Source organism: Methanocalculus sp. MC3, from assembly GCF_054767395.1.
This window is the reverse complement of sequence record NZ_BAABMP010000002.1, coordinates 449005-471832: the sequence shown is the minus strand read 5'-3', so window position 1 is coordinate 471832 and position 22828 is coordinate 449005. Positions and strand designations below refer to the sequence as shown.

The 22828-nt window shown below is 46.9% G+C and carries 32 protein-coding genes and 1 tRNA gene; 18 read left to right on the top strand and 15 right to left on the bottom strand.

The window, feature by feature from the left end; genetic code table 11:
• Positions 1 to 60 precede the first annotated feature (60 nt).
• Positions 61 to 759, top strand: a complete 699-nt coding sequence (locus ACYUBO_RS06070) for a molybdopterin-dependent oxidoreductase (protein WP_460373106.1) — start codon at positions 61 to 63, stop codon at positions 757 to 759.
• 27 nt (positions 760 to 786) lie between these two features.
• On the opposite strand, the gene ACYUBO_RS06065 is transcribed toward ACYUBO_RS06070, so the two are convergent.
• Positions 787 to 1050 carry a DUF4405 domain-containing protein gene (locus tag ACYUBO_RS06065; protein WP_460373104.1) on the bottom strand — a complete coding sequence of 88 codons (264 nt, stop codon included), beginning with the start codon at positions 1048 to 1050 and terminating at the stop codon, positions 787 to 789.
• A gap of 187 nt (positions 1051 to 1237) precedes the next feature.
• On the opposite strand from ACYUBO_RS06065, the gene preA reads away from it, so the two are divergent.
• Positions 1238 to 2455, top strand: a complete 1218-nt coding sequence (preA, locus tag ACYUBO_RS06060) for an NAD-dependent dihydropyrimidine dehydrogenase subunit PreA (protein WP_460373102.1) — start codon at positions 1238 to 1240, stop codon at positions 2453 to 2455.
• Positions 2456 to 2462: 7 nt separating this feature from the next.
• On the opposite strand, the gene ACYUBO_RS06055 is transcribed toward preA, so the two are convergent.
• Positions 2463 to 3161, bottom strand: coding sequence for a DUF4013 domain-containing protein (locus ACYUBO_RS06055; protein WP_460373100.1), 699 nt, complete (start codon positions 3159 to 3161; stop codon positions 2463 to 2465).
• Positions 3162 to 3227: 66 nt separating this feature from the next.
• Positions 3228 to 3782 carry a hypothetical protein gene (locus ACYUBO_RS06050; RefSeq protein ID WP_460373099.1) on the bottom strand — a complete coding sequence of 185 codons (555 nt, stop codon included), beginning with the start codon at positions 3780 to 3782 and terminating at the stop codon, positions 3228 to 3230.
• Positions 3783 to 3917: 135 nt separating this feature from the next.
• Here ACYUBO_RS06050 and ACYUBO_RS06045 point away from each other — a divergent pair, with 135 nt between their 5' ends.
• A complete protein-coding gene (locus ACYUBO_RS06045) occupies positions 3918 to 5381 on the top strand; it encodes an RNB domain-containing ribonuclease (protein ID WP_460373097.1) in 1464 nt (487 codons plus the stop codon).
• 70 nt (positions 5382 to 5451) lie between these two features.
• Here the strand turns inward: ACYUBO_RS06045 and ACYUBO_RS06040 are convergent, their stop codons facing one another.
• From ACYUBO_RS06040 to ACYUBO_RS06000, 9 genes are all read right to left on the bottom strand, one after another.
• Positions 5452 to 5907, bottom strand: coding sequence for a hypothetical protein (locus tag ACYUBO_RS06040; RefSeq protein ID WP_460373095.1), 456 nt, complete (start codon positions 5905 to 5907; stop codon positions 5452 to 5454).
• A 147-nt stretch (positions 5908 to 6054) separates the two neighbouring features.
• A complete protein-coding gene (gene albA / locus ACYUBO_RS06035; protein ID WP_300331327.1) occupies positions 6055 to 6330 on the bottom strand; it encodes a DNA-binding protein Alba in 276 nt (91 codons plus the stop codon).
• An 8-nt stretch (positions 6331 to 6338) separates the two neighbouring features.
• Complete coding sequence (gene asd / locus ACYUBO_RS06030; protein ID WP_460373093.1) at positions 6339 to 7355, bottom strand: aspartate-semialdehyde dehydrogenase; 1017 nt, start codon at positions 7353 to 7355, stop codon at positions 6339 to 6341.
• A gap of 86 nt (positions 7356 to 7441) precedes the next feature.
• Entirely contained in the window at positions 7442 to 7615 is a 174-nt protein-coding gene (locus tag ACYUBO_RS06025) for a ferredoxin family protein (RefSeq protein WP_300330776.1), read from the bottom strand.
• Between the two features lie 65 nt (positions 7616 to 7680).
• Entirely contained in the window at positions 7681 to 8439 is a 759-nt protein-coding gene (gene dapB / locus ACYUBO_RS06020; RefSeq protein ID WP_300330781.1) for a 4-hydroxy-tetrahydrodipicolinate reductase, read from the bottom strand.
• Positions 8432 to 9319: a 4-hydroxy-tetrahydrodipicolinate synthase gene (gene dapA, locus ACYUBO_RS06015; protein ID WP_460373091.1), complete on the bottom strand. Its 888-nt coding sequence runs from the start codon at positions 9317 to 9319 to the stop codon at positions 8432 to 8434. The genes dapB and dapA overlap by 8 nt, the downstream gene beginning before the upstream one ends.
• Positions 9320 to 9327: 8 nt before the next feature.
• Complete coding sequence (locus ACYUBO_RS06010; RefSeq protein WP_300330790.1) at positions 9328 to 9519, bottom strand: 30S ribosomal protein S17e; 192 nt, start codon at positions 9517 to 9519, stop codon at positions 9328 to 9330.
• 11 nt (positions 9520 to 9530) lie between these two features.
• Positions 9531 to 10085, bottom strand: a complete 555-nt coding sequence (locus ACYUBO_RS06005; protein ID WP_460373089.1) for a thiamine-phosphate synthase family protein — start codon at positions 10083 to 10085, stop codon at positions 9531 to 9533.
• Complete coding sequence (locus ACYUBO_RS06000) at positions 10078 to 10623, bottom strand: HD domain-containing protein (protein WP_460373087.1); 546 nt, start codon at positions 10621 to 10623, stop codon at positions 10078 to 10080. The genes ACYUBO_RS06005 and ACYUBO_RS06000 overlap by 8 nt, the downstream gene beginning before the upstream one ends.
• 147 nt (positions 10624 to 10770) lie before the next feature.
• Between ACYUBO_RS06000 and ACYUBO_RS05995 the strand changes: the two genes are divergently transcribed.
• Positions 10771 to 10947 (top strand): hypothetical protein, encoded by a 177-nt coding sequence (locus ACYUBO_RS05995; protein WP_300330801.1) that lies wholly within the window; start codon positions 10771 to 10773, stop codon positions 10945 to 10947.
• 33 nt (positions 10948 to 10980) lie between these two features.
• Here ACYUBO_RS05995 and ACYUBO_RS05990 read toward each other — a convergent pair whose 3' ends face one another.
• On the bottom strand, positions 10981 to 12033 hold the full coding sequence (locus tag ACYUBO_RS05990; protein ID WP_460373085.1) for a DNA primase large subunit PriL: 1053 nt from the start codon (positions 12031 to 12033) through the stop codon (positions 10981 to 10983).
• Positions 12033 to 12776 carry a DNA polymerase sliding clamp gene (locus tag ACYUBO_RS05985; RefSeq protein WP_300330806.1) on the bottom strand — a complete coding sequence of 248 codons (744 nt, stop codon included), beginning with the start codon at positions 12774 to 12776 and terminating at the stop codon, positions 12033 to 12035. Before ACYUBO_RS05985 ends, ACYUBO_RS05990 begins: the two co-directional genes overlap by 1 nt.
• 126 nt (positions 12777 to 12902) lie before the next feature.
• Between ACYUBO_RS05985 and ACYUBO_RS05980 the strand changes: the two genes are divergently transcribed.
• From ACYUBO_RS05980 to ACYUBO_RS05950, 7 genes are all read left to right on the top strand, one after another.
• Complete coding sequence (locus ACYUBO_RS05980) at positions 12903 to 13508, top strand: RlmE family RNA methyltransferase (RefSeq protein WP_460373083.1); 606 nt, start codon at positions 12903 to 12905, stop codon at positions 13506 to 13508.
• The gene (gene moaA, locus ACYUBO_RS05975) at positions 13489 to 14373 is read left to right on the top strand and encodes a GTP 3',8-cyclase MoaA (RefSeq protein WP_460373081.1); all 885 of its coding nucleotides are present in this window, start codon (positions 13489 to 13491) and stop codon (positions 14371 to 14373) included. Before ACYUBO_RS05980 ends, moaA begins: the two co-directional genes overlap by 20 nt.
• A gap of 156 nt (positions 14374 to 14529) precedes the next feature.
• Entirely contained in the window at positions 14530 to 15042 is a 513-nt protein-coding gene (locus ACYUBO_RS05970; RefSeq protein ID WP_366898463.1) for a hypothetical protein, read from the top strand.
• A gap of 9 nt (positions 15043 to 15051) precedes the next feature.
• Positions 15052 to 16230 (top strand): M20 family metallopeptidase, encoded by a 1179-nt coding sequence (locus ACYUBO_RS05965; protein ID WP_300332586.1) that lies wholly within the window; start codon positions 15052 to 15054, stop codon positions 16228 to 16230.
• Positions 16231 to 16275: 45 nt separating this feature from the next.
• Positions 16276 to 16944, top strand: coding sequence for a hypothetical protein (locus ACYUBO_RS05960; protein WP_460373080.1), 669 nt, complete (start codon positions 16276 to 16278; stop codon positions 16942 to 16944).
• A gap of 51 nt (positions 16945 to 16995) precedes the next feature.
• Positions 16996 to 17067 (top strand) — tRNA-Arg (locus tag ACYUBO_RS05955).
• A 197-nt stretch (positions 17068 to 17264) separates the two neighbouring features.
• Positions 17265 to 18419 (top strand): tyrosine-type recombinase/integrase, encoded by a 1155-nt coding sequence (locus tag ACYUBO_RS05950; protein ID WP_460373078.1) that lies wholly within the window; start codon positions 17265 to 17267, stop codon positions 18417 to 18419.
• Here ACYUBO_RS05950 and ACYUBO_RS05945 read toward each other — a convergent pair.
• The gene (locus ACYUBO_RS05945) at positions 18408 to 19238 is read right to left on the bottom strand and encodes a hypothetical protein (protein WP_460373076.1); all 831 of its coding nucleotides are present in this window, start codon (positions 19236 to 19238) and stop codon (positions 18408 to 18410) included. The two genes, ACYUBO_RS05950 and ACYUBO_RS05945, sit on opposite strands and share 12 nt — an antisense overlap.
• Before the next feature lie 77 nt (positions 19239 to 19315).
• Between ACYUBO_RS05945 and ACYUBO_RS05940 the strand changes: the two genes are divergently transcribed.
• From ACYUBO_RS05940 to nifU, 7 genes are all read left to right on the top strand, one after another.
• Positions 19316 to 19468: a hypothetical protein gene (locus ACYUBO_RS05940; RefSeq protein ID WP_460373075.1), complete on the top strand. Its 153-nt coding sequence runs from the start codon at positions 19316 to 19318 to the stop codon at positions 19466 to 19468.
• Positions 19443 to 19598 (top strand): hypothetical protein, encoded by a 156-nt coding sequence (locus tag ACYUBO_RS05935; RefSeq protein ID WP_460373073.1) that lies wholly within the window; start codon positions 19443 to 19445, stop codon positions 19596 to 19598. Before ACYUBO_RS05940 ends, ACYUBO_RS05935 begins: the two co-directional genes overlap by 26 nt.
• Positions 19591 to 20034, top strand: a complete 444-nt coding sequence (locus ACYUBO_RS05930; RefSeq protein ID WP_460373071.1) for a hypothetical protein — start codon at positions 19591 to 19593, stop codon at positions 20032 to 20034. Before ACYUBO_RS05935 ends, ACYUBO_RS05930 begins: the two co-directional genes overlap by 8 nt.
• Positions 20027 to 20209, top strand: coding sequence for a hypothetical protein (locus tag ACYUBO_RS05925; RefSeq protein ID WP_460373070.1), 183 nt, complete (start codon positions 20027 to 20029; stop codon positions 20207 to 20209). Before ACYUBO_RS05930 ends, ACYUBO_RS05925 begins: the two co-directional genes overlap by 8 nt.
• Positions 20206 to 20874 (top strand): bifunctional DNA primase/polymerase, encoded by a 669-nt coding sequence (locus ACYUBO_RS05920; protein ID WP_460373068.1) that lies wholly within the window; start codon positions 20206 to 20208, stop codon positions 20872 to 20874. Before ACYUBO_RS05925 ends, ACYUBO_RS05920 begins: the two co-directional genes overlap by 4 nt.
• Before the next feature lie 162 nt (positions 20875 to 21036).
• Positions 21037 to 22194, top strand: a complete 1158-nt coding sequence (gene nifS, locus ACYUBO_RS05915; RefSeq protein ID WP_460373066.1) for a cysteine desulfurase NifS — start codon at positions 21037 to 21039, stop codon at positions 22192 to 22194.
• Between the two features lie 75 nt (positions 22195 to 22269).
• Entirely contained in the window at positions 22270 to 22686 is a 417-nt protein-coding gene (gene nifU / locus ACYUBO_RS05910; protein ID WP_278100040.1) for a Fe-S cluster assembly scaffold protein NifU, read from the top strand.
• The last annotated feature ends 142 nt before the right edge of the window (positions 22687 to 22828 follow it).

Below are 22828 nucleotides of genomic sequence, written 5' to 3'. Positions count from 1 at the left end.
TACGCCACATGCCAGTTCCCATACATGATTTTATCAACACTTCCGACAACATCCCTTCTCATGCAGAAACCTTCCTTCCTCATCCTGATAATCGCCCTGTTTATCTTCTTAAGTGCGGTTATCTTCCTTCTCCTCCCCTATGTTGGTGCAGATAGCAGGATGTCAGGCAATGATCCAACCGCCCTTGCAGCCGTTGAGATTAGGAACTATGAAGGACTTGACCTCTCATCAGTCAATGACTTCCGCGAAAATGCAATCCGTGGCCCACGGTATGTTGATATCACCCGCTACCGGCTGACGGTCACCGGACTTGTTGAGGAGGACACCATCTTAAACTATGATCAGATCCTTGACAAATACCCGCACTACTCAAAAGTGGTCACCCTCTATTGTGTTGAAGGCTGGGATGCCACCATCCTCTGGGAAGGTGTTTTGGTTCGGGATATCATCAATGACGCTGGAGCAGATCCCCGGGCAAACACCGTCATCTTCAGGGCAGATGACGGATACACAACTTCGCTTCCACTCGACTACATCATGGAAAATGATATTCTGATGGCATACCGGATGAACAATGTCACGCTTCCGTCAGAGAGAGGATATCCGTTCCAGCTCGTTGCCGAGGACAAATGGGGCTATAAATGGATCAAATGGATCGAGACAATCGAGCTTTCAGATGATCCCTCCTACCGGGGATACTGGGAGCAGCGTGGATTTTCAGATAGTGCAGATATCTCCGAAAGTGTCTATAACCGGTAATATGAGCCGGAAGAACCCGGCCACTCATCACTTTTTTCCTGCAAGCACCTTTTTGGTAGTGGAGATGATCCAGGCACGGTTCATAAACAGGTGAAGGGCGACCATAAACCCGAGAAGAAGACCCGCCCAGTCATGGATATCGCTCATCAGCGCAACCGGCATTACCAGATCTGTGAGGCCAAGTGCCCTCATCAGGAGTGTCCATTTGAACAGCCCGGTCACAAATACAACAACAAACAGAACTGCCATTCCGATATCGATACACCACCGGATCACCTGCATATCAGCCATAATCTGCACCCTTGATGCACAATATGCAGTCAGGGTTCATGGTTGTTTCCTCTTACAATGGAAATAAGCATTCTCAGATATGAAAAGAGCGCCCCGATCTGTTCCCGCGGATAATCAGGAGACCTCTGGCTCGGAATAGAATAACCAAAGGTTCTTTTCCTGAAGAGGAATATCTAACCGTGCTGTGATGAAAAAAATGCAAGACTCCCCTCTCCTGAAAACAACACTCGGCTCCCTTACCCTTGAGAACCCATTCATACTCTCATCAGCTCCCCCTACATCGAATGGCCAGATGATTCGGCGGGCTTTTGGGGCCGGATGGGGAGGCGCCGTTATCAAAACGATAACCCCCGACGATATGCCGATTAGGGATGTATCTCCTCGTTTTACTGCATGGAAAAGCGAATGTAATGACCTGTTGGGATTTGAAAATATCGAGCTGCTCAGCAAGCACAGCGTCTCATACTGGGTACAGGAGATCGGAGCTATCAAATCCGAGTTCCCCGATAAGATCCTGATCGCAAGTATCATGGGCTCCCCTGATCCGCCCACATGGCAGGATCTTGCAGAAGATGTGCAGAATGCCGGGTGCGATGCGATTGAACTGAATGTATCCTGCCCCCATGGCATGCCTGAAGCGGGTATCGGCTCAGCAATAGGGCAGAACCCCCGGATGGTTCAGGATCTCACACAGATGGTGGTAAAAGTCGCAGATGTTCCGGTCTATGTCAAGCTTACCCCCAATATCACTGATATAAGCCCTGTTGCCCTCGCTGCTGCACTTGGCAGAGCCGATGGCATATCTGCAATCAATACGGTCAGCTGCATGTTTGGCATAGATATCGATACTTTGACCCCTCTTCCGAACGTGGATGGTTATTCAACCTATGGGGGGTATTCAGGCCCAGCGATCAGGCCTATCGGACTCCGGATGGTCTCACAGATCGCAAAAACCGTTCCTCTTCCCATCATGGGTATTGGCGGGATCAGCAGGTGGCAGGATGCCGTCCAGTATTTACTCCTTGGTGCATCTGCTGTACAGGTTTGCACCGCTGTCATGTGGAATGGCTATGGTATCGTCAGAGGGATGAAGAAGGGGCTTACTGACTATCTGAAAGAGAAAGAATATTCTTCACCCGATGAACTCAGGGGCTTATGTCTGGATACATTGACAAGCCACCAGTCACTCGATCGAAAACTACGAATCCGCCCCCACATAAGCAATCCTGCATCATGTATCCGATGCGGCCGGTGTGTCATCGCATGCCGGGATGGAGGACACCAGGCAATCGAGCTGAAAAGTGACGGTGTTGTGATCAATACTGCTGCCTGCGATGGTTGCGGTCTCTGCATCCAGATCTGCAGTACCGGCACGCTTGAAAAGGAATCCTATTCCGCCGTTTAGGAACAGACTACTCCGGGAGAGTCTCATAGATCATCGTGATATACCGTGCCGAGAAGACTGCCAGCACGGGAGTAAAGATGATGAGGAGAGCCCATCCAATCTCCGGCACCTGAAGAAGCAGATATTCGATTAAACCTATGATTATGGCAAGGAGGAAGAGGGCGATTATATAGTTCAATCGTCCGATATGCCCGATTATCTTCTGGATCTCAAAGAACCTGAATGCCTCTCTCATAAGGCCGGTTCGCGAAAATCGAACAAGAGCTATCGGCAGATTGATCCCGATCAGGAAGGTATAGATGACGATAGCAAGCCCTGTTAGAAAACCAAAGGCAAAGAGCACTTCCTCAGGAACAATACCTGTTCCGGATACAAGCCCTGACAGGGCATCTTCATCTCCGAAAATGAGAGTAATCAGAAGAGGAGCAGCAATAATGGCGATTGGTACCGTATAGATCAGCTTGATTACGAAGAGTTTCAATCCATTGAAGAAGAGGGCGCCAAAGACAGGCTCATCATCGATGAATTCATAAGGATTGTCTGTTCGGGATGGCATCTTCCCCCGGTATATCTCGACCATGTAGCCGAGAAAAATGGGATAGAGAAGATATTTCGAGATGATGAAGAGGATCCACCTGCTCTGTTTTCCAAGAAACGCATCCTTTGTATAGAGAAAGGAATTGATGAGCAGCCGGTCAAAATCCACAAGAGTCCCTCATCTATTACGGTGCCTCATTCCTCATTTAGGGTGGGAAGTTTTTTGAAGAGACATTTATCTTCCTTTCTTCTTCAGTTCATCAAGTTCCAGGCGAAGCCTCGTAATCTCTCTTCTGTCTGATCCATTCTCAAGGAAACCAAGACCGGTGATAATGAACATAAACGACATAAGCCCGATTCCGGCCATTGCAAGATTCATCATGGTGACGATATCATCACTCAGATCTCTCAGGTTTTCCGAGAGAGATCTCATGTTATCCGCCGTATTGATGAGATCATACCCGGTTTTATTCAAGGTACCGCCGATGGTATACAGCAATTCACCGCCATCTTCAAGCGGATCTCCTGCCCTGACCAGGGGGATCATATTGATGAGTCGTCCGGCATCCCTCATGTATCCGCCCACCTGTTCCATTGGATATCCCATTTCCTTCACAGATTCGCCAGTCGATCGGACGGAGTCCTCATGGAGCTCAATGATTGCACCGCTATCCTGCAATATTTGTTGTGCATCAGCGGCAGTTCCAAGAGTGTAGCTGTATCCGGTCCCAATAATGCCTAAAATGCCAAAAATAATGAGAATAATGCCAATTATCTCAGGTTTATTCAAAATCCACCTCTCAACAGATTACCAGAATAAATAGTTCGATCTGGCTTATAATTACTGGTAAAAACTACCAGACGACTGAGCGATGAGGTCAAAGCTCCAACAACTTCATCAGCAGTCGCACCATATTCATCTTTTATGCAGGCGAGCAATCCACCAGATCTCAGGAAGATAGCAGATGAGGCAATGGAGAAGTATGGCTTTCTGCCGACATTTCCAAAGAGTGTCATCTCAGAAGTAAACAACCTCAATGATGAGATGAGACCGGAAGAGAGAAGATCTGCCCGTGATCTCAGGTCTCTTCTCTGGGTCTCAATTGACAATCATGACACTATGGATATTGACCAGATACAGTTCTGTGAAAAAAAGCCGAATGGCGAAATACAGGTGAAGATCGCAATAGCTGATGTAGATCATCTCGTTGGAAAAGGATCGGCAACCGATCGGCACGCTGCAAAGCATGGAACCTCAATTTATACCGGTGTTGTAACCTACCCGATGCTTCCGATCCGCCTCTCGGAAGATATCACCTCCCTCCACCCAACAAAAGACAAATTGGCAGTTGTTATCGAATATACCGTCCTTTCTGATGGATCAATCCGTCACGGGGATATCTATCCGGCCATCGTCCACAATAAAGCAAAGCTGGTGTATGAAGTTGTCGGAGAATGGCTCGAAAACAAGGGTGCTTTTCCCTATGAAGATCTTGATATTCCAAAACTCCCGGAACAGCTTCTCCTGCAGCATGAAGCAGCTCAAAAGATGAAGGCAGAGCGAGCAGAGCAGGGATTTCTTGATCTTGAAACAATCGAAGCATCGCCAGTTATGGTTGAGGGAAAAGTCACCGGCCTTGTCATCCAACAGGAGAGTCCGGCCCATTCTCTCATTGAAGAATTTATGATCTCCGCAAACAGGACACTTGTCGCCCGTCTGAATGAACGATCATTTCCGATGATCCAGCGGATTGTCAGGACTCCAAGGAACTGGCAGGGCATTGTAGAAGAGGCAGCCTCACACCATTTCAGGTTGCCTGCTGATCCTGATGTCCAGGCGCTTGCTTCATTTCTTATTACCCAGAAAAAGAAAGATCCCGAAACTTTTCCTGATCTCTCCCTTACTGTCGTCAAGCTCATGGGACCCGGGGAATATGTGGCAGTCGCGCCGGATCAGGATTCGGTTGGCCATTTTGCCCTTGCAGTAACAGATTATACCCATGGCACAGCACCAAACAGGCGGTATGTGGATATAATCATCCAGAGGCTGATCAAAGCCAGTATTGAGAGGCAAAAAACTCCCTATGACATAGATGAGCTGACTATGCTTGCCGGACATCTCTCTGCCTCAGAAAAAGCGGCAAATAAAGTGGAGCGGTTTGTGAGAAAAGCAGCAGGTGCTGTTCTTTTGATGGACAGGGTGGGTGAGACATTCAGGGGTCTTATCACCGGCGCTTCAGAGAAAGGAACCTATGCCAGGATCATTGATCCCCCTGTAGAGGGTCGGGTCGTACGAAACGAGGATGGATTGAAGGTTGGACAGAGAGTTCAGGTTCGCCTCTTAAACACTGATCCTGAGAAGGGATACATCGACTTTGAGCGGATCTGATCTCAGGTGGATCTGTTCACTCAAAAACACTCTTTTCACTGGCCCTGGACAAAACCTTAGTATATCGTGATTATGGCCGGGCAGCGAAATATCCAAATCCCTCTTCCATCTGACTGATCATGAAGAGCTTACGGGCAGATTGTGGGGTTTGTATGGTGAGCTCAGGGATGGTTACCAGAAATGAGTGGCGTGGGAACCAGAACGATCCATCGCCATAATCAAAAGATGCAGCGTCAACGGTAATAATTGCCCGTTCCAGATCGGCATACTGTATTTTTGCGTCATCAAAATTCATTGAACGGAGCACCTTTGTTCTGAGATCATGGTTTCCAAGGAGCATAACCAATACCTGAACACCGGTATCGATCGAATAACTGATGGTGATTACTGCATCCGCCCCATCGAGAACGATATCCACTGTCTCAAAGGTGATGTAGCTGTACCTGTTTCCAGGCTCAGAAGCGGCAACAGGCATACTGCATAGAGCGAATATAAGGAGAGCCGCAATAATTATGCCTGTTTTCATTAGATACTATCTGTCGTATATAATTATAGTGTTTCTGGTCGGAACCAATTATCTTGCCCTTATTCTGCAAAAAAACTCATGGAAACTTTCAGGTAATAAAAAAAGGAGAGAAAATCCATTTCCATACACTGGAGGATGGATCCTGTTTCAGAGTGTTTTTGTGAGGATGATCTCGATACTGGATACATTGGTTCTTCCAGTATCTGTTTCAATCTCCTCTGTTGAGGTACAGATATCCTTCTTTCCAACACCCTCAAGGAATCGGTTCAATGAAATCTCTGCGGTATCCACTGCACGTGAGATTGCCTTTCCCCGGGCCTTGATGGCAACCATTTCAGCGCCATTATTGAACTGTGTCACCACTGCCAGTACATAATTCATTACCGGCTTGTTACCAACGAATACTGTGTTATCTGTCTGCATGTGATCCCTCAAATATAACCCTTTGTTTTCATTAGCTCAGCATTGAGGACAGACGAACCGGCTGCCCCCCTGATCGTGTTATGTCCCATTGCAGTATAGCGGATACCTTCCCTGATCCTGCCTATTGAGACGGTCATTCCATTACCCCTGTTTCTATCAAGCCTGGTCTGCGGGCGATCAGGCTGTTCAAAGATGTGCAATGTCTCCTCAGGCTGGCTCGGGAGCCCGGAAAATGGGGGTCTCCATCTGGCAAAGGCGTCCTTCGCTTCAGCGGCACCATACTCAGCATCGATCCAGACTGACATCAGATGGCCGTCAATAACCGGCACCCTGTTACAGCTTGCACTGATCTGAAATGATGCGGGTTCTATCTCAGCACCATTGAATGTACCCAGGATCTTCTTTGGCTCACTCTCCATCTTCTCTTCTTCAGATCCAATGTAGGGAATGATATTGTCAAATATCGCCATGCCGGGGATGCCATCAAACCCGGCGCCAGATATCGCCTGAAGGGTTGCCACCGTCACACCATTAATGCCCAGAGGCAGCAGCGGTGCCAGGGAGGAAGAGAGCATGATGGTCGAACAGTTTGGATTTGTTACGATACAGCCATCCCTCCCGCTGTCATGCTGAAGATCGATAAGGCCGATATGTTCGGGATTGATCTCAGCGATGAGCAGGGGAACCAGGGGATCCATCCTGTGTGATGATGCATTGCTGCATACAGTAACACCGGCATCTGCAATATCCATCTCCAGTGTCTTTGCGACATCCGCAGGAAGTGCAGAGAAGACGATATCAAGATCTTTCACAGCCTCGACTGTTGTCGGGCTCACGATACGATCAGCCACAGTCTCTGGAAACGGTGCATCCACTCTCCAGTTCACAACCCGTCCGTATGGCTTCCCAGCACTCCGTTCGGACGCGGTAAGTGTGGTAAGTTCAAACCAGGGGTGATTCGCTAGTAATTGGACAAACCGTTGGCCAACGGCACCTGTAGCACCAAGCACTCCAACATTGATCATGGGTAAACAGAAGTAAGGGTGAGAATATATTTAAGCGTTAGAGTTTTAATTCCGTCAAACTCTATCGGGGGAGATAAAAAAAAGAATTATTCCATGTGAATGGCTTCAGCCGGACACTCATCCACACAGGTTTCGCAGTCAACACAGGTATCTGCATCTACAACAGCCTTCTCGTCATTCATAGAGATCGCAGCGGTTGGACAGATATCAACGCATGTTTCGCAGCCTGTACATTTCTCCTTATCAATAACAGCTACCAATTGGATTCCTCCTATAGTATTGTTTAAAAAAAGATGAGAAATAGGTTTCGATATACACACCACGATCAGAGGCCCAGAACCTCTTTCATCGTGTATGTGCCCGCAGGTTGACCCGGCACCCATTTCGCTGCCCTGATCGCGCCCCGTGCAAAAACAGAACGATCGTACGCGCGGTGAGAAAGTTCAATCGTTTCAAAATTGCCTGAGAATAAAACAGAGTGATCACCAACGATATCCCCGCCACGGATCACATGTACACCAATCTCATCAGCGCGTTCAGTCATTCCCTCACGGCCATACAACTTATCCCGTGCCCCCATCTCCTCTTCAAGGATTGCCAGGATTGTTTTTGCTGTACCGCTTGGGGCATCTTTCTTGTACCGGTGGTGTGCCTCGATCACCTCACAGTCATAATCAGGGAGGAGTGATGCTGCATTTCGTATCAGCTGCCAGAAGATATTGACACCCACACTGAAATTTGTGGTCTTGACAATAGGCACGACTCCTTCTGTTGCTTTTTTGATTCGTTCCTCCTCCTCTCCGGAGAAACCGGTTGTCCCGACAACAAGAGCCACCCCTGCGGATGCTGCAATTTCAATGTTCCTGACTGATGCACTTGCTATTGTGAAATCAATGAGGCAGTCAGGTTTTCTCTCTCTGAGGAACTGCTCCAGATGCTCTGAATCCACAACAGGCTGTCCGAATGCCTCCCCGGAGCGAATGTCAATACCGCCCACAAAGGTGAGATCGGGATCTTCCTCAACCATTCTTCCGATGATTGTACCCATACGGCCAAATGCACCGCAAATTGCAACTTTAATCATAATGACTCAGTATCTCCTTCAATACCGCTTCTTTTTGAGGGTCAAGTTCGGTGAGCGGAAGCCTGAGCGGACCTGCTGCTCCTCCCCTCAGCTCGACACCTTTCTTTACGGGTATTGGGTTTGTATCAATGAACATGCCACGGAAGAGCGGGGAAAGCTCATAATGGATCTGCTGGGCCCTGACAAACGATCCGGTCCGGCAGGCATCATAGAGAGTTCCCATTCTGGCGGGCTCAAGATTTGCAGCAACAGAGATGACTCCATGTCCACCCAGTGCGAGAATCGGCAACGTCATGTTATCATCACCTGAGAGGAGAGAGAATGGAACCTCCCTCTCCAGATCCCGGGTCATCTCGATGATCTGGGATATCTGGCCGATATCACCGCTTGCCTCTTTCACTCCGATGATATTCGGATTCCTTGCAAGTTCAAGGATCAGATCCGGGGCCAGGTTCTGACCAGTCCGTGATGGCACATTGTAGACGATGATAGGGATGCCGCAGTCAGCCAGTTTGGTATAATGTTTGATGAGCCCGGCACGATTTGGCTTGTTGTAATACGGGCTGATGACAAGTGCAGCGTCAGCCCCGATCTTTTTTGCAGCTTTTGTAAGTGTCAGTGCCTCTTCGGTGTTGTTCGAACCAGTGCCGGCAATGACTGGTATCCTGCCTCCTACAGCTGAGACCACCTCTTCGATGATCTCTTCATGTTCGGCAAAATTAAGGGTTGCAGATTCCCCTGTCGATCCACAGGGGACAATTCCATCAATTCCCTCTGACAAAAGATTTTCGACGTTTGAACGAAGCCCGTTGATATCAACAGGCATCGTTTCTGTTCTTTGAAAAGGAGTTATGATAGCTGGTATTATTCCATGGATCATACGCTAGCTTATCTGCGTCTTCTGGTATTTACTTTTCTCGTAATGTAACCCGCCACACGATTTCGCACACCTTTGCTTTCGATGGTGGTGAGATTCGAAACGGCGAGTTTATTCTCATCAAATTCATTAGAGAAGTAATTGCCATGCTTTTCCAGGAGACCTGTTCCGATTGATTTAATGTAGCTTGGTTTGATTCCCATGTATATCGTCCTCAAATTTCCATAATAGTAATGCGCGATGACAACATAATGATTGTGTTTGCAACCGATGACGGATCCGGTCCAAGGATCCGTATCATCGGCTCTTTTCCAACAGCCCCGCGATCAATGATCATATCCGGGACATCCTCCTTACAACATGATGCAACGCCCCAATCCATCGTCTGTATGCCGGGTGGCTCATGTTCCCTGTCAAACCAGCATACAGTGAAGCTCATATCCTCCAATAGAGCGGCCAGAGTCTCAGTAAACCGGATATTTGCAGCAGATCGTATCTCAGGGTCAAACCGCATTGCTGTCAGTACGATCCGCGCAACATGGTCACTTGCACCGAATGCACACTCTCCCACCGGGTGAACACTCTTCCGAAGCGTCACAATCCTCCCTTCCACCCCCGCCACATCAGCCGGGCTTCGGGCACCTTTTTTGGCATAGACAATGTTGCTGCCAACTTCGGGGATAAGACGGGGATCCATCTTCTCCTTCAGCTCACTGACAGCATACGCGAGTGCATCGAGAATGTCGGTTTTTTCATCTTTATCAATCATTTGAACGCACCCAGATTCGTGTAACACCCTCGATTGCAGACTGGATAAAGAGATCGAGATCCATCAGGAGTTCAATCGATCGTATCCTGTCACGATCACACCCCGCTGCAAAGCCTTTATCTTTCATCTTCTTCTTCACGGTTTTTACCGTCACCTCTTCTATTGCCCCGCCTTTGACGAGGGCACAGGCGATGATGAGACCAGAAATGCTGTCTGCGGACTGAAGGCAGAGATCAACCGGGGTCGAATGACCCGAAAAGAGATGGTGGTTATGCTTCATGACAGCATCTGCGATCTCTTTAGATTTGCCTGCCTCACGGAGCATCTCCGCGCCAACAATGCCGTGCCTCTCCATACCTCCGGAGACGATCTCATAATCGATATCATGCAGGATACCGATTATCTCAAAGAGATCAGGATCTTCATTCAGATGTGGGGCAACAGCCCGCATGATTGCACCGGTTGCTACACAATGCTCAATGAGGCTCTCTGAAGTGACATGTTGCCTGAGGAGGCTCATGGGATCATCTGGTACCATACAGTATGGATCTTTTCTGAGGGAGATAGATTCTCTGGTTGGCATCCGGATCAAATGATGAAAGAAAGTGTGATCTACCGGGTTATCCAATGGTTTTGACAGGAGTTTTGTGAAAACCATTAAGCCTCTCCTCAGGAGAATATATGTATGCAAAAATGGCTCATGGACATCGCCATAGGGGTTATAAGCCTCATTATATTCCTTGTTCTTCTCATTGGACTGCCAGCAATAATGAATCCGGGATACGCCTATCTGATCGCTCTGCTGATCTTCATATTCATCCTCATCGGAGCGGGATCAACGGTAATAGAGAAATCAATCTGAACCTGACAAACTCATTAAAAGATCCCCGCAAAATCATATATCTTCTTTTTCTTCGTTATTTTTCCCGGATGAGTTAATTTTACTCGCAGGTCTCTTATTTTGCTTCTTCTCTTTCCGGTAATATGAGAGGGGGTGGCTGATAAGTTTGCATTTTGCATTCTTCCCTGAACAGATCCCATGAGTCATCATGGTTGCACATGATGGTGTTGTATACCCGTCACTTCCCTGGCTGATGATATGATTCACCTGGTAGGATGTCACTTCAATATTGAAGTCACTCCCTTGTGAGAAGGTTCTGATAATCTCTGTTACATCCATTCCAATGGTATGGAGGAATGTAGTCAATGCAAATCTCCCCGAATGGGTGAGATATTTTCCAGTAACAGCCGCTTCGAAGAGCGCATGGATACAGGGCGGGAACCGTGACTCCTCGACATCCCCATACTCTTCAACGGTACGTTCGGCAATAATGGACTGGACAACCTGGAGATGAACAGATAGGCTGTCACAGACAGATTCGGGCAGGTCAAGAGGAAGTTGATCGAGGAGGAGTGTTCTGATCCGCTCACGGAGAAGAAGATCTTTCTCTTCTTCACTCAGAAAGACCTGTCCTTGTGATAGATCACGGTTCACAAGCCGGAAAGTGTCTTCCCGCAGTGTCTGTGTGATCTCGATATAGCGGGTGTAGGACATACTGTCTCCCAAAAGAGGCATATCCAGTTCCCGAAAGATATGAAGGCGAAGAGCATCGTTCTTCTCGATGGTCTGTAGGAAGAAGAATGCCCGTTCAGCCTCATATCTGGCAAGGGTCGCAATCCCTGAGCGGTTTTTTATGCAGGATACAAGAATTCTGGCAAGGCCATAACTGAGAATATCAAGGAATGGATCATCACTATCTGTCCATGCCCTCCCTTTTTTTGACTGGGCGGCATCACGTATTCGATCCACTGCTGCATCAAGGTAGATCCGGTTCTCAGGGTTGCCGGTAATAGTGCGAAGAGAATAACCACGTGATGCGATTACTTCCTGTGCTTCTTTTAAAAAAGGGTAGTGGGCAAGATCCTGCAGTTCAAGCCGGATTTTCATTAATCTGCCTCAATACGGGGTGCGAGGAGATAGGTGACACGCCCTTTGTCCTGGGCGATTGGAAAGAGGAACTGAACAGGATGATCAATTCCAAGTTGAATTTCTACAGTCTGGGATCGCCCGATTACTTTCCCCATATCCTTGAGATAATCAAGTGAGAAGAGCGAACGTGCTTCTGCTGGTTGAACAAACTCGACATCGTCTTTTCCAAGTTCAAGTTTGATATTATCAGTATCTCCCTCGGCGATCATGGTAAAGAGGGAAATTTCAGGCTCAATCTTCAGTGCAATCTTATCAGAGACGACTGAGGCTGCTTTAATAGCATTGTTCAGTGTTTCGCCCGGAACCCTCACAACTGCGGGCAGATTGAGTGTTGGCGGGTTTGGATCTTTTCGAATCGTCTTTGTATCCAGAAGTGATATCGAATACCGGTAACTTTTGAAACTTATCGCGAGTTTTTTACTTTCAGCATCCAGTTCAAGCTCGATAGGATCACTCTTTCCTACCATCCCGAGGATATTCTTCAATTTCGCAATATCAAGTCCAATCTCAAGTTCTGTTGCAGCATATGACTGAAATGCACCTGCATCCAGCTCAAGTGAGATCATCGCAACATTTGAGGTGTCTACTGCCCGTGTGGTAAAACCCTTCTCACTTATATGAAGACGGCATTCACCAACCAGAGCTGATATGGCGTCGATCGATTCTCTGAACGTATCTGCATCAATAGTTGCTTTTAACATCACAAACCCCTTATCATATTGATACGAACTAAATACGGATAATTATATTGTTCTATTATCGACACACCCGATGATAAATGATGTGTTACATTTCTTTCATTATTTTGATTGGGGAGAGGAGAGAAGATGGGTTCACAATGGTCACGTGATTCGGCTTATACCAGAGCAACCGGTGAGGGATACAGATCTCGTGCTTCGTATAAACTGCTGGATATTCAGGCAAAATTCGGGATTATACGTCCCACAGATTCGGTAATCGATCTTGGGTCTGCTCCCGGTTCATGGCTTCAGGTATTGAGGAATATCACTGAGGGGGTAATTATCGGAATTGATCTCAATCCGATAACTCCACTTCAGGGTGTACACACCATAACAGGAGATTTTACAAATCCCCTCATACGTGCAGAAGCACAAAGGATCATAGATCCCGTCAGTATTGTCACCTGTGATGCATCCCCAAAGATTTCCGGGAAGAAAAGCTATGATCAGGCGCGCATAATCGATCTGAATGAAGAAGCGCTCAGGTTTGCCAAGGCAGTTCTGAAACAGGGAGGGAATTTTGTCGTGAAGACATTTCAGGGAGAGCTCTTTAATGATTTTCTTGCTGAAGTCAGGGCGAATTTCTATTCTGTCAGGATATACAGCACAAAAGCAACCCGCAAAGGCAGTACTGAGACCTATATAATTGCCAGGAACTATATTCATAAAAGAGATGACAGAGAAGCTGATTGATCCATATGGGCGTCAGGTAACAAATGTTCGGTTTTCTTTGACGCCAGCCTGTAACCTCAACTGTGTGTATTGCCATGCGGAGGGGGAAGAACAGCCGGATAATTCACTCAGTACAGATGAGATTATCACAATCATCAATGCTTTCTCCCGGTATCCGATCAGGAGCATGAAATTCACCGGAGGGGAACCTACTCTCCGTGAAGATCTGATTGAGATCATAAGCTCGGTTCCATCACATATCGAGTCGTCAATGACAACAAACGGGACACTGCTTGCAGATTGTGCCCATGATCTGAAGAAAGCGGGCCTGTCGCGTGTGAACATCAGCCTTGATACACTCAGGCCCGACCGGTATAAACAGATCACCGGAAAAGATCTCCTGGGAGATGTTCTTGAAGGCATAGATTCTGCCCTTGATGCCGGTCTGACACCAGTAAAATTGAATATGGTTCTTCTTCAGGGAATAAACGATGATGAGATCCCTGATTTCTTCAGGTTTGTCAGGGGAAACCGGAATCTGATCCTTCAGATCATCGAACTGATGGAGTTTAATGAGTGTACCTCACATGCCGATGTAGATGGACTTGAGAAGAAGATCGCCTCACAGGCAACTGAGATCCTGACACGGAGGATGCACCATCGAAAAAAATATTGTGTCGATGGGGCAGAAGTAGAGGTAGTTCGTCCTCTGCACAATACCGAGTTCTGCGCTCATTGCAATAGAATCAGAGTGACATCAGATGGAAAACTCAAGCCCTGCCTTCTCAGAAGGGATAATGAAATTGATATCAGGGGAAAAACCGGTGATGAACTGGATCAACTGATTCATAAGGCCATCAGTCTTCGCCAGCCTTTTAACCAGTGATGATGTCAGACAGAATTTGAATCAGACAACGTCACCTTCTCTTTACCACCTCTGGCACCAGTATTGTTCATTTTCCTGAAGAACAGGTACATTTCTCAGGAGAGGACATCTGCCGAGACAGTAACCCTTTTTTCCACCCCCTCCATATAATCCCCTATGATGATGGAAAAAAATGAATATGCTCGTGAACTTGACTATCTCTATTCAAAATCTCTTGTTCTTGAATCGATATCTGAATTTCACCCGGTCTTATGGTTTCACTGGATGGATGCCGTCGCGCACCTTGATTATACACTAAGTATTGCAGGATTCAGCTATGAATCGCCGCGATCCATCATGGCAGGAGAATATATGCGATGGAGGATTGACGAGGAGAAGAAGGGGGACCGTCCACTATTCCGGCCATTTGTCAACTGGCTTGCAGAAAATCATCCGGAAACCTTTTCAAAACTTCCAATGCTCTGGCAGGGTATTTATTCAGATTCTGATCCGGCACAGTACCGGAGTTTCCGTATAGTCCTCGATCCGTCATCAACCAAGCCGATTCCATCGATTGCGTTCCGGAGCATGATAGATGATCTCTTTGCAAAGGAGCTCATTAAAAGCTTATATAATGGTGCATCTCTTGCAACACTCTTTGAGACCTATAAAAGAAGCCGGTCAGATTAGGAAGGCATCATGGATCCGGTCAGGATTTGTTCAGATCTTATTCGAATAAATAGTGAAAATCCTCCCGGGATCACTACCGAGGTAGTCGGCTATCTCAGTGATCTCCTTGCATCCCTTGGGATTGCAACAGATATCATTGAGAATACTCCGGGACATTGCAATCTTATCTCCAGAAGACAGGGCGATCCCCTCCTTCTCTGCGGGCATATTGATGTCGTTCCCGCACTTGATGAAGGATGGACGCATCCCCCCTACTCAGGTTTCATAGATGATACTTTTGTCTGGGGACGGGGTAGTACGGATATGAAAGGAGGCTGTGCTTCCCTAATCGCAGCCCTTGCCTCCATCATTGATGAAGGGCTTGATCCTGCGGTCTCCCTCGCTTTTGTCTGCGATGAGGAGGTGGGCGGCCCTCATGGTATCCATCATCTTCTGAATAAAGAGCTGCTTTTACCCTCTGACTGTATCATTGCAGAGCCGACCCCTTCAATCGCTCCATGTATCGGGCAGAAAGGACTCTGCCGCTTTACAATGGAATTTAAGGGTTCTCCCGGCCACAGCTCTCTCTATCCGGCGGTTGGAAAGAGCGCTATCATGGATGCAATGGAATTTCTTGAATATCTGAAGCAGATTCACAAACGGGAATTCCCAATTGACCCTGCAATGTCCGGACTTATCAGCCATTCCGAGGCTGTGCTTGAAGGAATCTTTCAGACATCAGATCTTCGCTCTGTACTGACCAGAATAATGTATAATCCCGGTGTTATCTCAGGGGGTGAAAAGGCAAATATCGTAGCCCAGAAATGCAGGCTTGAAGTTGATCTCCGCCTTCCTTTCGGATGTGATGCTCACGAACTCCTAAGTGAAATCAGATCATATGCACCTGATACTGAAATTACCCCCTCAAGCATCTGGAACCCATCCCTGACTCCACCGGATGCGAATATTGTCCGGAGAATCTGCGATCAGATCGGGATAATCCATAACATCAATGCAGAGCCGATTGTCCAGTGGGCAGCCAGCGATGCACGTGAGCTTCGAAAGAAGGGGTTCGATGTGGTTGAATACGGGCCTGGAGATATCAGGACACTGCATGCTATTGATGAACGGGTCGCACATGAGGATCTCAGGAATGCAGCCAGAGTGTTTAGGGGTGTTATCCTCTCGTATCAGGGTCAATCACCCTGAAACAACCATCTTCCCTTTTATACTTTGAGTTGCAACTGATGGATCATGAATCTGAGGCGTGAGGGGTATCTGCTCATTGCGATTCTCTTCATCGTTTTTGTGAGTGGATGTACCGCACCTCCCCAGTCGATCGTAGAGACACCTGCCATCACACCTGAGCCGGTACAACCAGCTCCTCCACCTGCAGAGACCCCGGGTGTTGTTATTGATCCATCTGTAGTTGTGCCCGCAACTCCCTATCCAACAGGCCCGCTGAAGCCCGAGCCTGAACAGGTTCCATCCTCAGTCACATCGCCTCAGGAAACAGTGGGATACAAGACGGTCTATTCAGAAACGATTGAACCACGTTTTTCTGAAACTGCCATGATCGTCGAGGTGACAAAGGCCCCACTCATCATTACCGCAAAAATCACTCCTTCGACAGTCACCCGAACTATTGTCGGGACAAGTCAGTATGGGTCGAAAGATGAATTCTCGGTGGTTGTCACACGGCCCTCTGAAAATGCCTGGTTTGAATGTACTGTCCGTGACGCAGGAACTGGTGAGATCATCGTGCAGGACGGATACAGCCGGGGATATACACAGAATACGAACATGGCAATCACCGTCCGGAGAGCAGGTGTTTATCACATCACGTTTGGCGGGAATTTCGTGAAAGCGGAGGTTAAAATGCAGCTCCCTGAGACTGCAATTTTGACAGAGCCAATAAACTAATCAATATCTTTTTATCAGAACATCACGTATAGAGTAGAGCACCTTTGCAGGGTCCCGGTAGGGTAGTGGATATCCTAGAAGCCTGCGGAGCTTTTGACCCGGGTTCAAGTCCCGGCCGGGGCGTAAATCCCTTTTTGTTCAACGCTTACACGGAAATACACGGTTTTTCCATATTATTTCCTCTCCTTATATACAACCGCTCACATATGCGGTATGTGGAAGGGACGACCATGATCGAAACTGTGAAATTTTCAAGATCGGCTGATCAGTTCAACCGATACGGAGAGAAGGGCATTTTAAACCGAATCAACACCGGGGAAATGACACCCGAAGACGCGGATCTTATCCGTGACTTTGTCAGCCATCTTCAGGCAACAAGTAACATCGGAGAGGCACGGGCATACAAGATCACAAACGCACTTAGCAACATCACCCGGTTTATCAAAACGCCTCTTATGGATAACTCAATCAGAGAGATCCAGGCGGCGGTATCCGCAATAAAACGCGGTGAAAAACTCCGAGCAAAAAACGGGAATAATGGCGGGATGTTGTCACAGGACACACAGCGCGATTATATCATGTTCCTGAAGAGGTTTTACCTGTGGACGATTGAAGAGGGGCTTTGTGATCTACCAGTCGATAAGATCCAGAAGATCAAAGCACCTTCATCTAAAAGAATGACAAAGACACCTGAGCAGATGCTATCTGAAGAGGATATACGGAAGATGCTTCATATCTGCGAAGGGGTCACAGCACGCCGGGATAAGGCGCTGATAGCATGTCTGTATGAATCCGCTATGAGGATACACGAACTCGCAGGATTGAAGTGGAAGGATGTTGAATTTACGGATCATTTTGTCCGGTTGAATGTTGCCGGGAAAACAGAGATCCCGCGATACATACCATTGACATTGAGCCGGGGATACCTCGCAGAATGGAGATCCATTTATCCCGGCGATACGAGCGGTAACAACCCGGTCTTTGTGACAATAAGAAACCGAAACCTCACCTACCAATATACAAAGAACCATCTCGAAAAGATCGCCAAACGGGCCGGGATACAAAAACACATCACGCCTCACCTATTCAGGCATTCACGCATAACCAACATGCTTAAAGCGGGATTCTCTGAGAGTACGATCAAGCTGATGGCTTGGGGATCGTTATCATCAGAACAACTCTCCAGGTATGCACACCTCCATAACAGCGATGTGGATCGAGAGGTTGCACGGGTGAACGGGATCGAGATCGAGGAGAACACCGATAAAAACACCCTGAAGCCGAAACCATGCAGCAGATGTCTACATATCAACGAACCACACGCGCCTACATGCGTTATATGCGGGCAACCATTGACAAAAGAGGCTATCCTTGAATTGACCGGGATGAAAGCAGAGATACACGGAGACCGGCGATACAGAAGCCTCATTGATGAACTTGAGGTAAAACTCGCAGCACTCCGATCAATCACTTAATTTTTTCTTTTTTTCATTGTGATATTGATACCGGCAATTGTCAGAACAGAATCGAGCCTGTTTATTCCCCGCAAACGAAGCACCACACCGCTCACAGGTCTTATCAGCAAAAACAATATCGAGATCAGGAGTGACTATGAATTTTGTTGATACCCAAGGATAAGAATAACCACGCTCTTCTGCCTCTTCTTGGAGATCTTCAAGAAGATACCGGCTTCCGTAAACTGTATCTTCAAGAATACATTTACTATTCAGCCGACAATCCCGTTCAAACTCTGAGATCTTGCCTTCCTCAAAAAGCTTCTTCAGAAGATCGCGGAATTTAAGGTATTTCTTCCGGCAATCGGTATCATCACAAAACGGTATGGTCTTACCCGATGGTTTTTCAACATAAGATCCACAATACCGACATCGGCTAAAATCTTTGGCAATTCTACCAGTAAATGCATGTGGTATCCCCTCTCCTTCACGCACTATCATCTTAAGGGGTTCGTTCATACTTGGAAATGCAAACAACCCCCGAACTAATACAGGCAGATTTTCACTCTTAGCCTTTTTTCCAATATCCTCTTTTAAAAAGGTAACAAAATATGACCATATCCCATTATAATGACGAAAAACCCGCTCTTTACCGGGCCAACATAAAACATAGTCAAGCCCGTAATAGAAAATCAAAACAATATTTATTGAATTATCATGTATTTTTTCTGATAACTCATCGACATCCATATTCTTATACTCTTCCGGAATAGGCAGATCGTTTTTTGCAAGATCATAGATCGCCGGGGTCTTTTTTGGTAAACAATTATCAGGCTTCATAATTTACACGCTTTTACCATATTTTTGTTTTCAGGAGATTTAAGTCTTTGCACGTATAGTAATATATTGTGTGTATTATGACACGAGAACGCAGGACATATGCCTTCACCTTTGATCCAAAGGTGATAGGGAGAATCGACCATGAACGCGGAGACATACCCAGATCGCGGTATATTGAACGAATTTTGAAGGAGGCGCTGAAGGATGACAACCGAATCCAGAACTGTTGATCCCGCACTCATCGAACTCCTTGATCCACTGGAGCAGGTAATTGCACGGGCCTTTATTCATGAAGGAAAATGGAAGCTTTCAGACCAGACAGACGAATCAACGATAGATGGATGTGATATAAATGAGTGACATAAGAACCCTAAGTTTTGTATCATCGGTGCTTTACCGGGTACATGCCGCCACCCTTTACGGTGAGCAGATCGAATTTACCGCACACCGGGCAAACCCGCCAGAACCATTCGAGGATATCCTCAAAGATTACCCGTCCGGCCATATCATCGCGTCGGAGATGTTCACACCTACTGAAGCGATGAAGCTTATGGAATTTATCCGGGGAGATCAGGAATTCGAATTATATATCGACATGGACACGCTCACCAGGGTTGCGGGGGCGACACGCAAGATACGCGGATCTAATTACATGGAAGCAGCCGCATTCCTAAAAAATTATAATTCGAGGTATATTATTGCTAAAGATGATTTGTTCCCATTCCCGGTTATTGGGTATATAGTCGGCTCACCGACAGAACCCGATCAGAACCCGGAGGTATTGGGTGATGACTGAATCAGAAGAGGGCCGCCGGGGGACGAATCCGAGCAGCCAGACAAACACGGAGGGTGTAAGTCACTGTTCTATTTATGGCAGTGAATATATAAAACTTACTCATCTTCTGGCAAAAGTCGAATCCAATTTCGACAGGATGATCGCAATCCTTGAGACGGGGGAGGAAGTACGGTGACAACAGATCCCGATCAGCTTCGGATCTTCCTCAATCGTGCTGATGAAGTGGGAGCATCATACCGATTCCTTCCTTTAGATATGAGTGGACGGAAAAGCAAACCGCCTTCATGGAAAGCGAAAGATGGCGGCATACTCGAATCGGCGGTAAGCAACAGAGACGAGGCGATCGCACATATTGAAGGAGGTCTGAACCTTGCTGTTCTCTGTATGGACGAGGGCCCGGACAGCCTGATTATCATTGATCCCGATATCGCAAACATTCCAGAGACGCAACGAGAAGGCTATATCACCCGAATAGAGGCGGTAATTGATGAGTGTGATTGTTTCACCGTCCGCACGCCTTCAGGTGGATGGCATATCTATTGTGTGAACGATTCACGCGCCTATAACGGCGGTTTCGTTCATCCCGATTACGGAGATATCACCGTTATCGATGTGCAATCAGATCGGGTATATGCAGTATCACCCGGCTCATGGTTACGCCGGACTGAGATCAAAGATGGCGCGATCAAGGGGATGCCGCCGGTCTATCATGTTGTCCGGGATGCACCGATCAGATCAGGTTCACTTGTCTTCACTTCGCTTGAAAATCACGGCTTTAAATTCGTTGAATCAGCGAAAAAAGACAAAAATACCGAATTGCGCAAAATGATAATTTCATGAACGTTTTTAGGAAAGAAACCATAAGAACTCAGTATAATATAGATAAAAAAATTGATTAACCTGAAGATAAAAAAAGGGTTTAATCTTTCAAAAATTTAAAATGAAATAATTCCTAATGGGAAAAGGAAATTACAAATGGTTGAGGATAAACGAGTAATTTACATGGATAATGCCGCAACAACACCTGTAAGACCGGAGGTTTTGGATGCGATGATTCCCTTTATGACACATAGTTTTGGAAATCCTTCCTCTCTTTACGATATAGCCAAAATATCCCGCGAGGCGGTTGCAAAAGCACGCTCTCAGGTCGCAGCAGCACTTGGTGCACAGCCAAAAGAAATCTATTTCACATCCGGAGGAACAGAGTCTGACAACTGGGCGATAAAAGGCGTCTGTTTTGCAAACAAAAACAAAGGAAAACACATTATAACAAGCCCTATTGAACATCATGCAGTCTCCCACACATGCGAGTGGCTTGAAAAACAGGGATTTGAAGTAACTTATATTCCTGTTGATAAGTACGGCCTTGTGAATCCTGATGATGTTTCAGCTGCAATCCGGGATGATACCATACTTATCACAATAATGTTTGCGAATAATGAAATTGGAACAATTGAACCAATAGCAGAAATCGGAAAAATTGCACGTGAGAGAGGAATATTATTTCATACTGATGCTGTTCAGGCAGTCGGGCATGTTCCGATTGACGTTGTTTCGATGAATATCGATATGCTCTCACTCTCAGGCCATAAGTTTAACGGCCCCAAGGGAACAGGTGCCTTATACATCGGAAAGAGAGTGAAGCTTGTTCCCCTGATGCACGGTGGTGATCAGGAGAGAAAGAGGCGTGCCGGAACAGAAAACGTCCCCGGAATCGTTGGTCTTGGTCTTGCACTTGAGCTCTCCGTTTCTGAGATGAAAGAAACAACAGAGCATCTTAAAGAGCTTCGCAACCGTCTTATTGACGGCCTTTTGAAAGTTCCAAAATCGCATTTAAACGGTCATCCGCAAATGCGGCTTTCAAACAATGTCAATGTTATATTTGAGTATATTGAGGGGGAATCAATACTCCTGATGCTGAACAGAAAAGGCATTGCCGCCTCAACCGGAAGCGCCTGCAACTCCTCCTCCCTTGAGCCGTCTCATGTTTTAACTGCATGTGGTCTTCCACAGGAGATTGTGCACGGGTCGCTCCGGCTGACAATCGGAGATATGACTGAAGAAGGTGATGTTGACTATCTTTTGGAGGTTGTCCCGGAGATTGTGCAGAAGCTTCGCAATATGTCTCCTCTGACACCGCAGGAGTTAAGGACAACCTGACAACTGAGAGATTTAAGTTGTAAAAGGCAGACTAAAGATGAGATTTTAAGAAAAAAAACAGTTTAGGTGATATGAATGGATTATAGCGAGACAGTGATGGATCACTTTGAAAATCCGAGAAACCAGGGCACAATCGAAAACCCTGACGGAATCGGCGAGGAAGGAAACCCGCAGTGCGGTGATATCATGAAGATTTACATCAAAGTTGACGACAACAGGATTTCTGATGTAAAGTTTCAGACATTTGGATGTGGGGCTGCGGTTGCGTCAAGCAGTATGGCAACCGAGCTTATCAAAGGAAAGACGCTTGAGGAGGCATGGGAGCTTTCAAACAAGGCAGTCGCAGAGGCGCTCGAAGGTCTTCCCCCGCAGAAGATGCACTGCTCTGTTCTTGCAGAGGATGCAATTCACAAAGCGATAAATGATTACCGTGTGAAACAGGGGCTTTCCCCGTGGGAAGAGAGGGCCGGAAAAGAGTCCCACCATCATTAAATCTCTATTTTTACAACTGACTCCTATGAAACAATAGTCTGTTTCATTCATTATCTGTGAACCCGCAAGGCTAATGGGTGACTTTTTTGGCTCTTTGTCAGATTGTGCCGGCATCTGTCATAACATCTTGCTGCACGGTCTT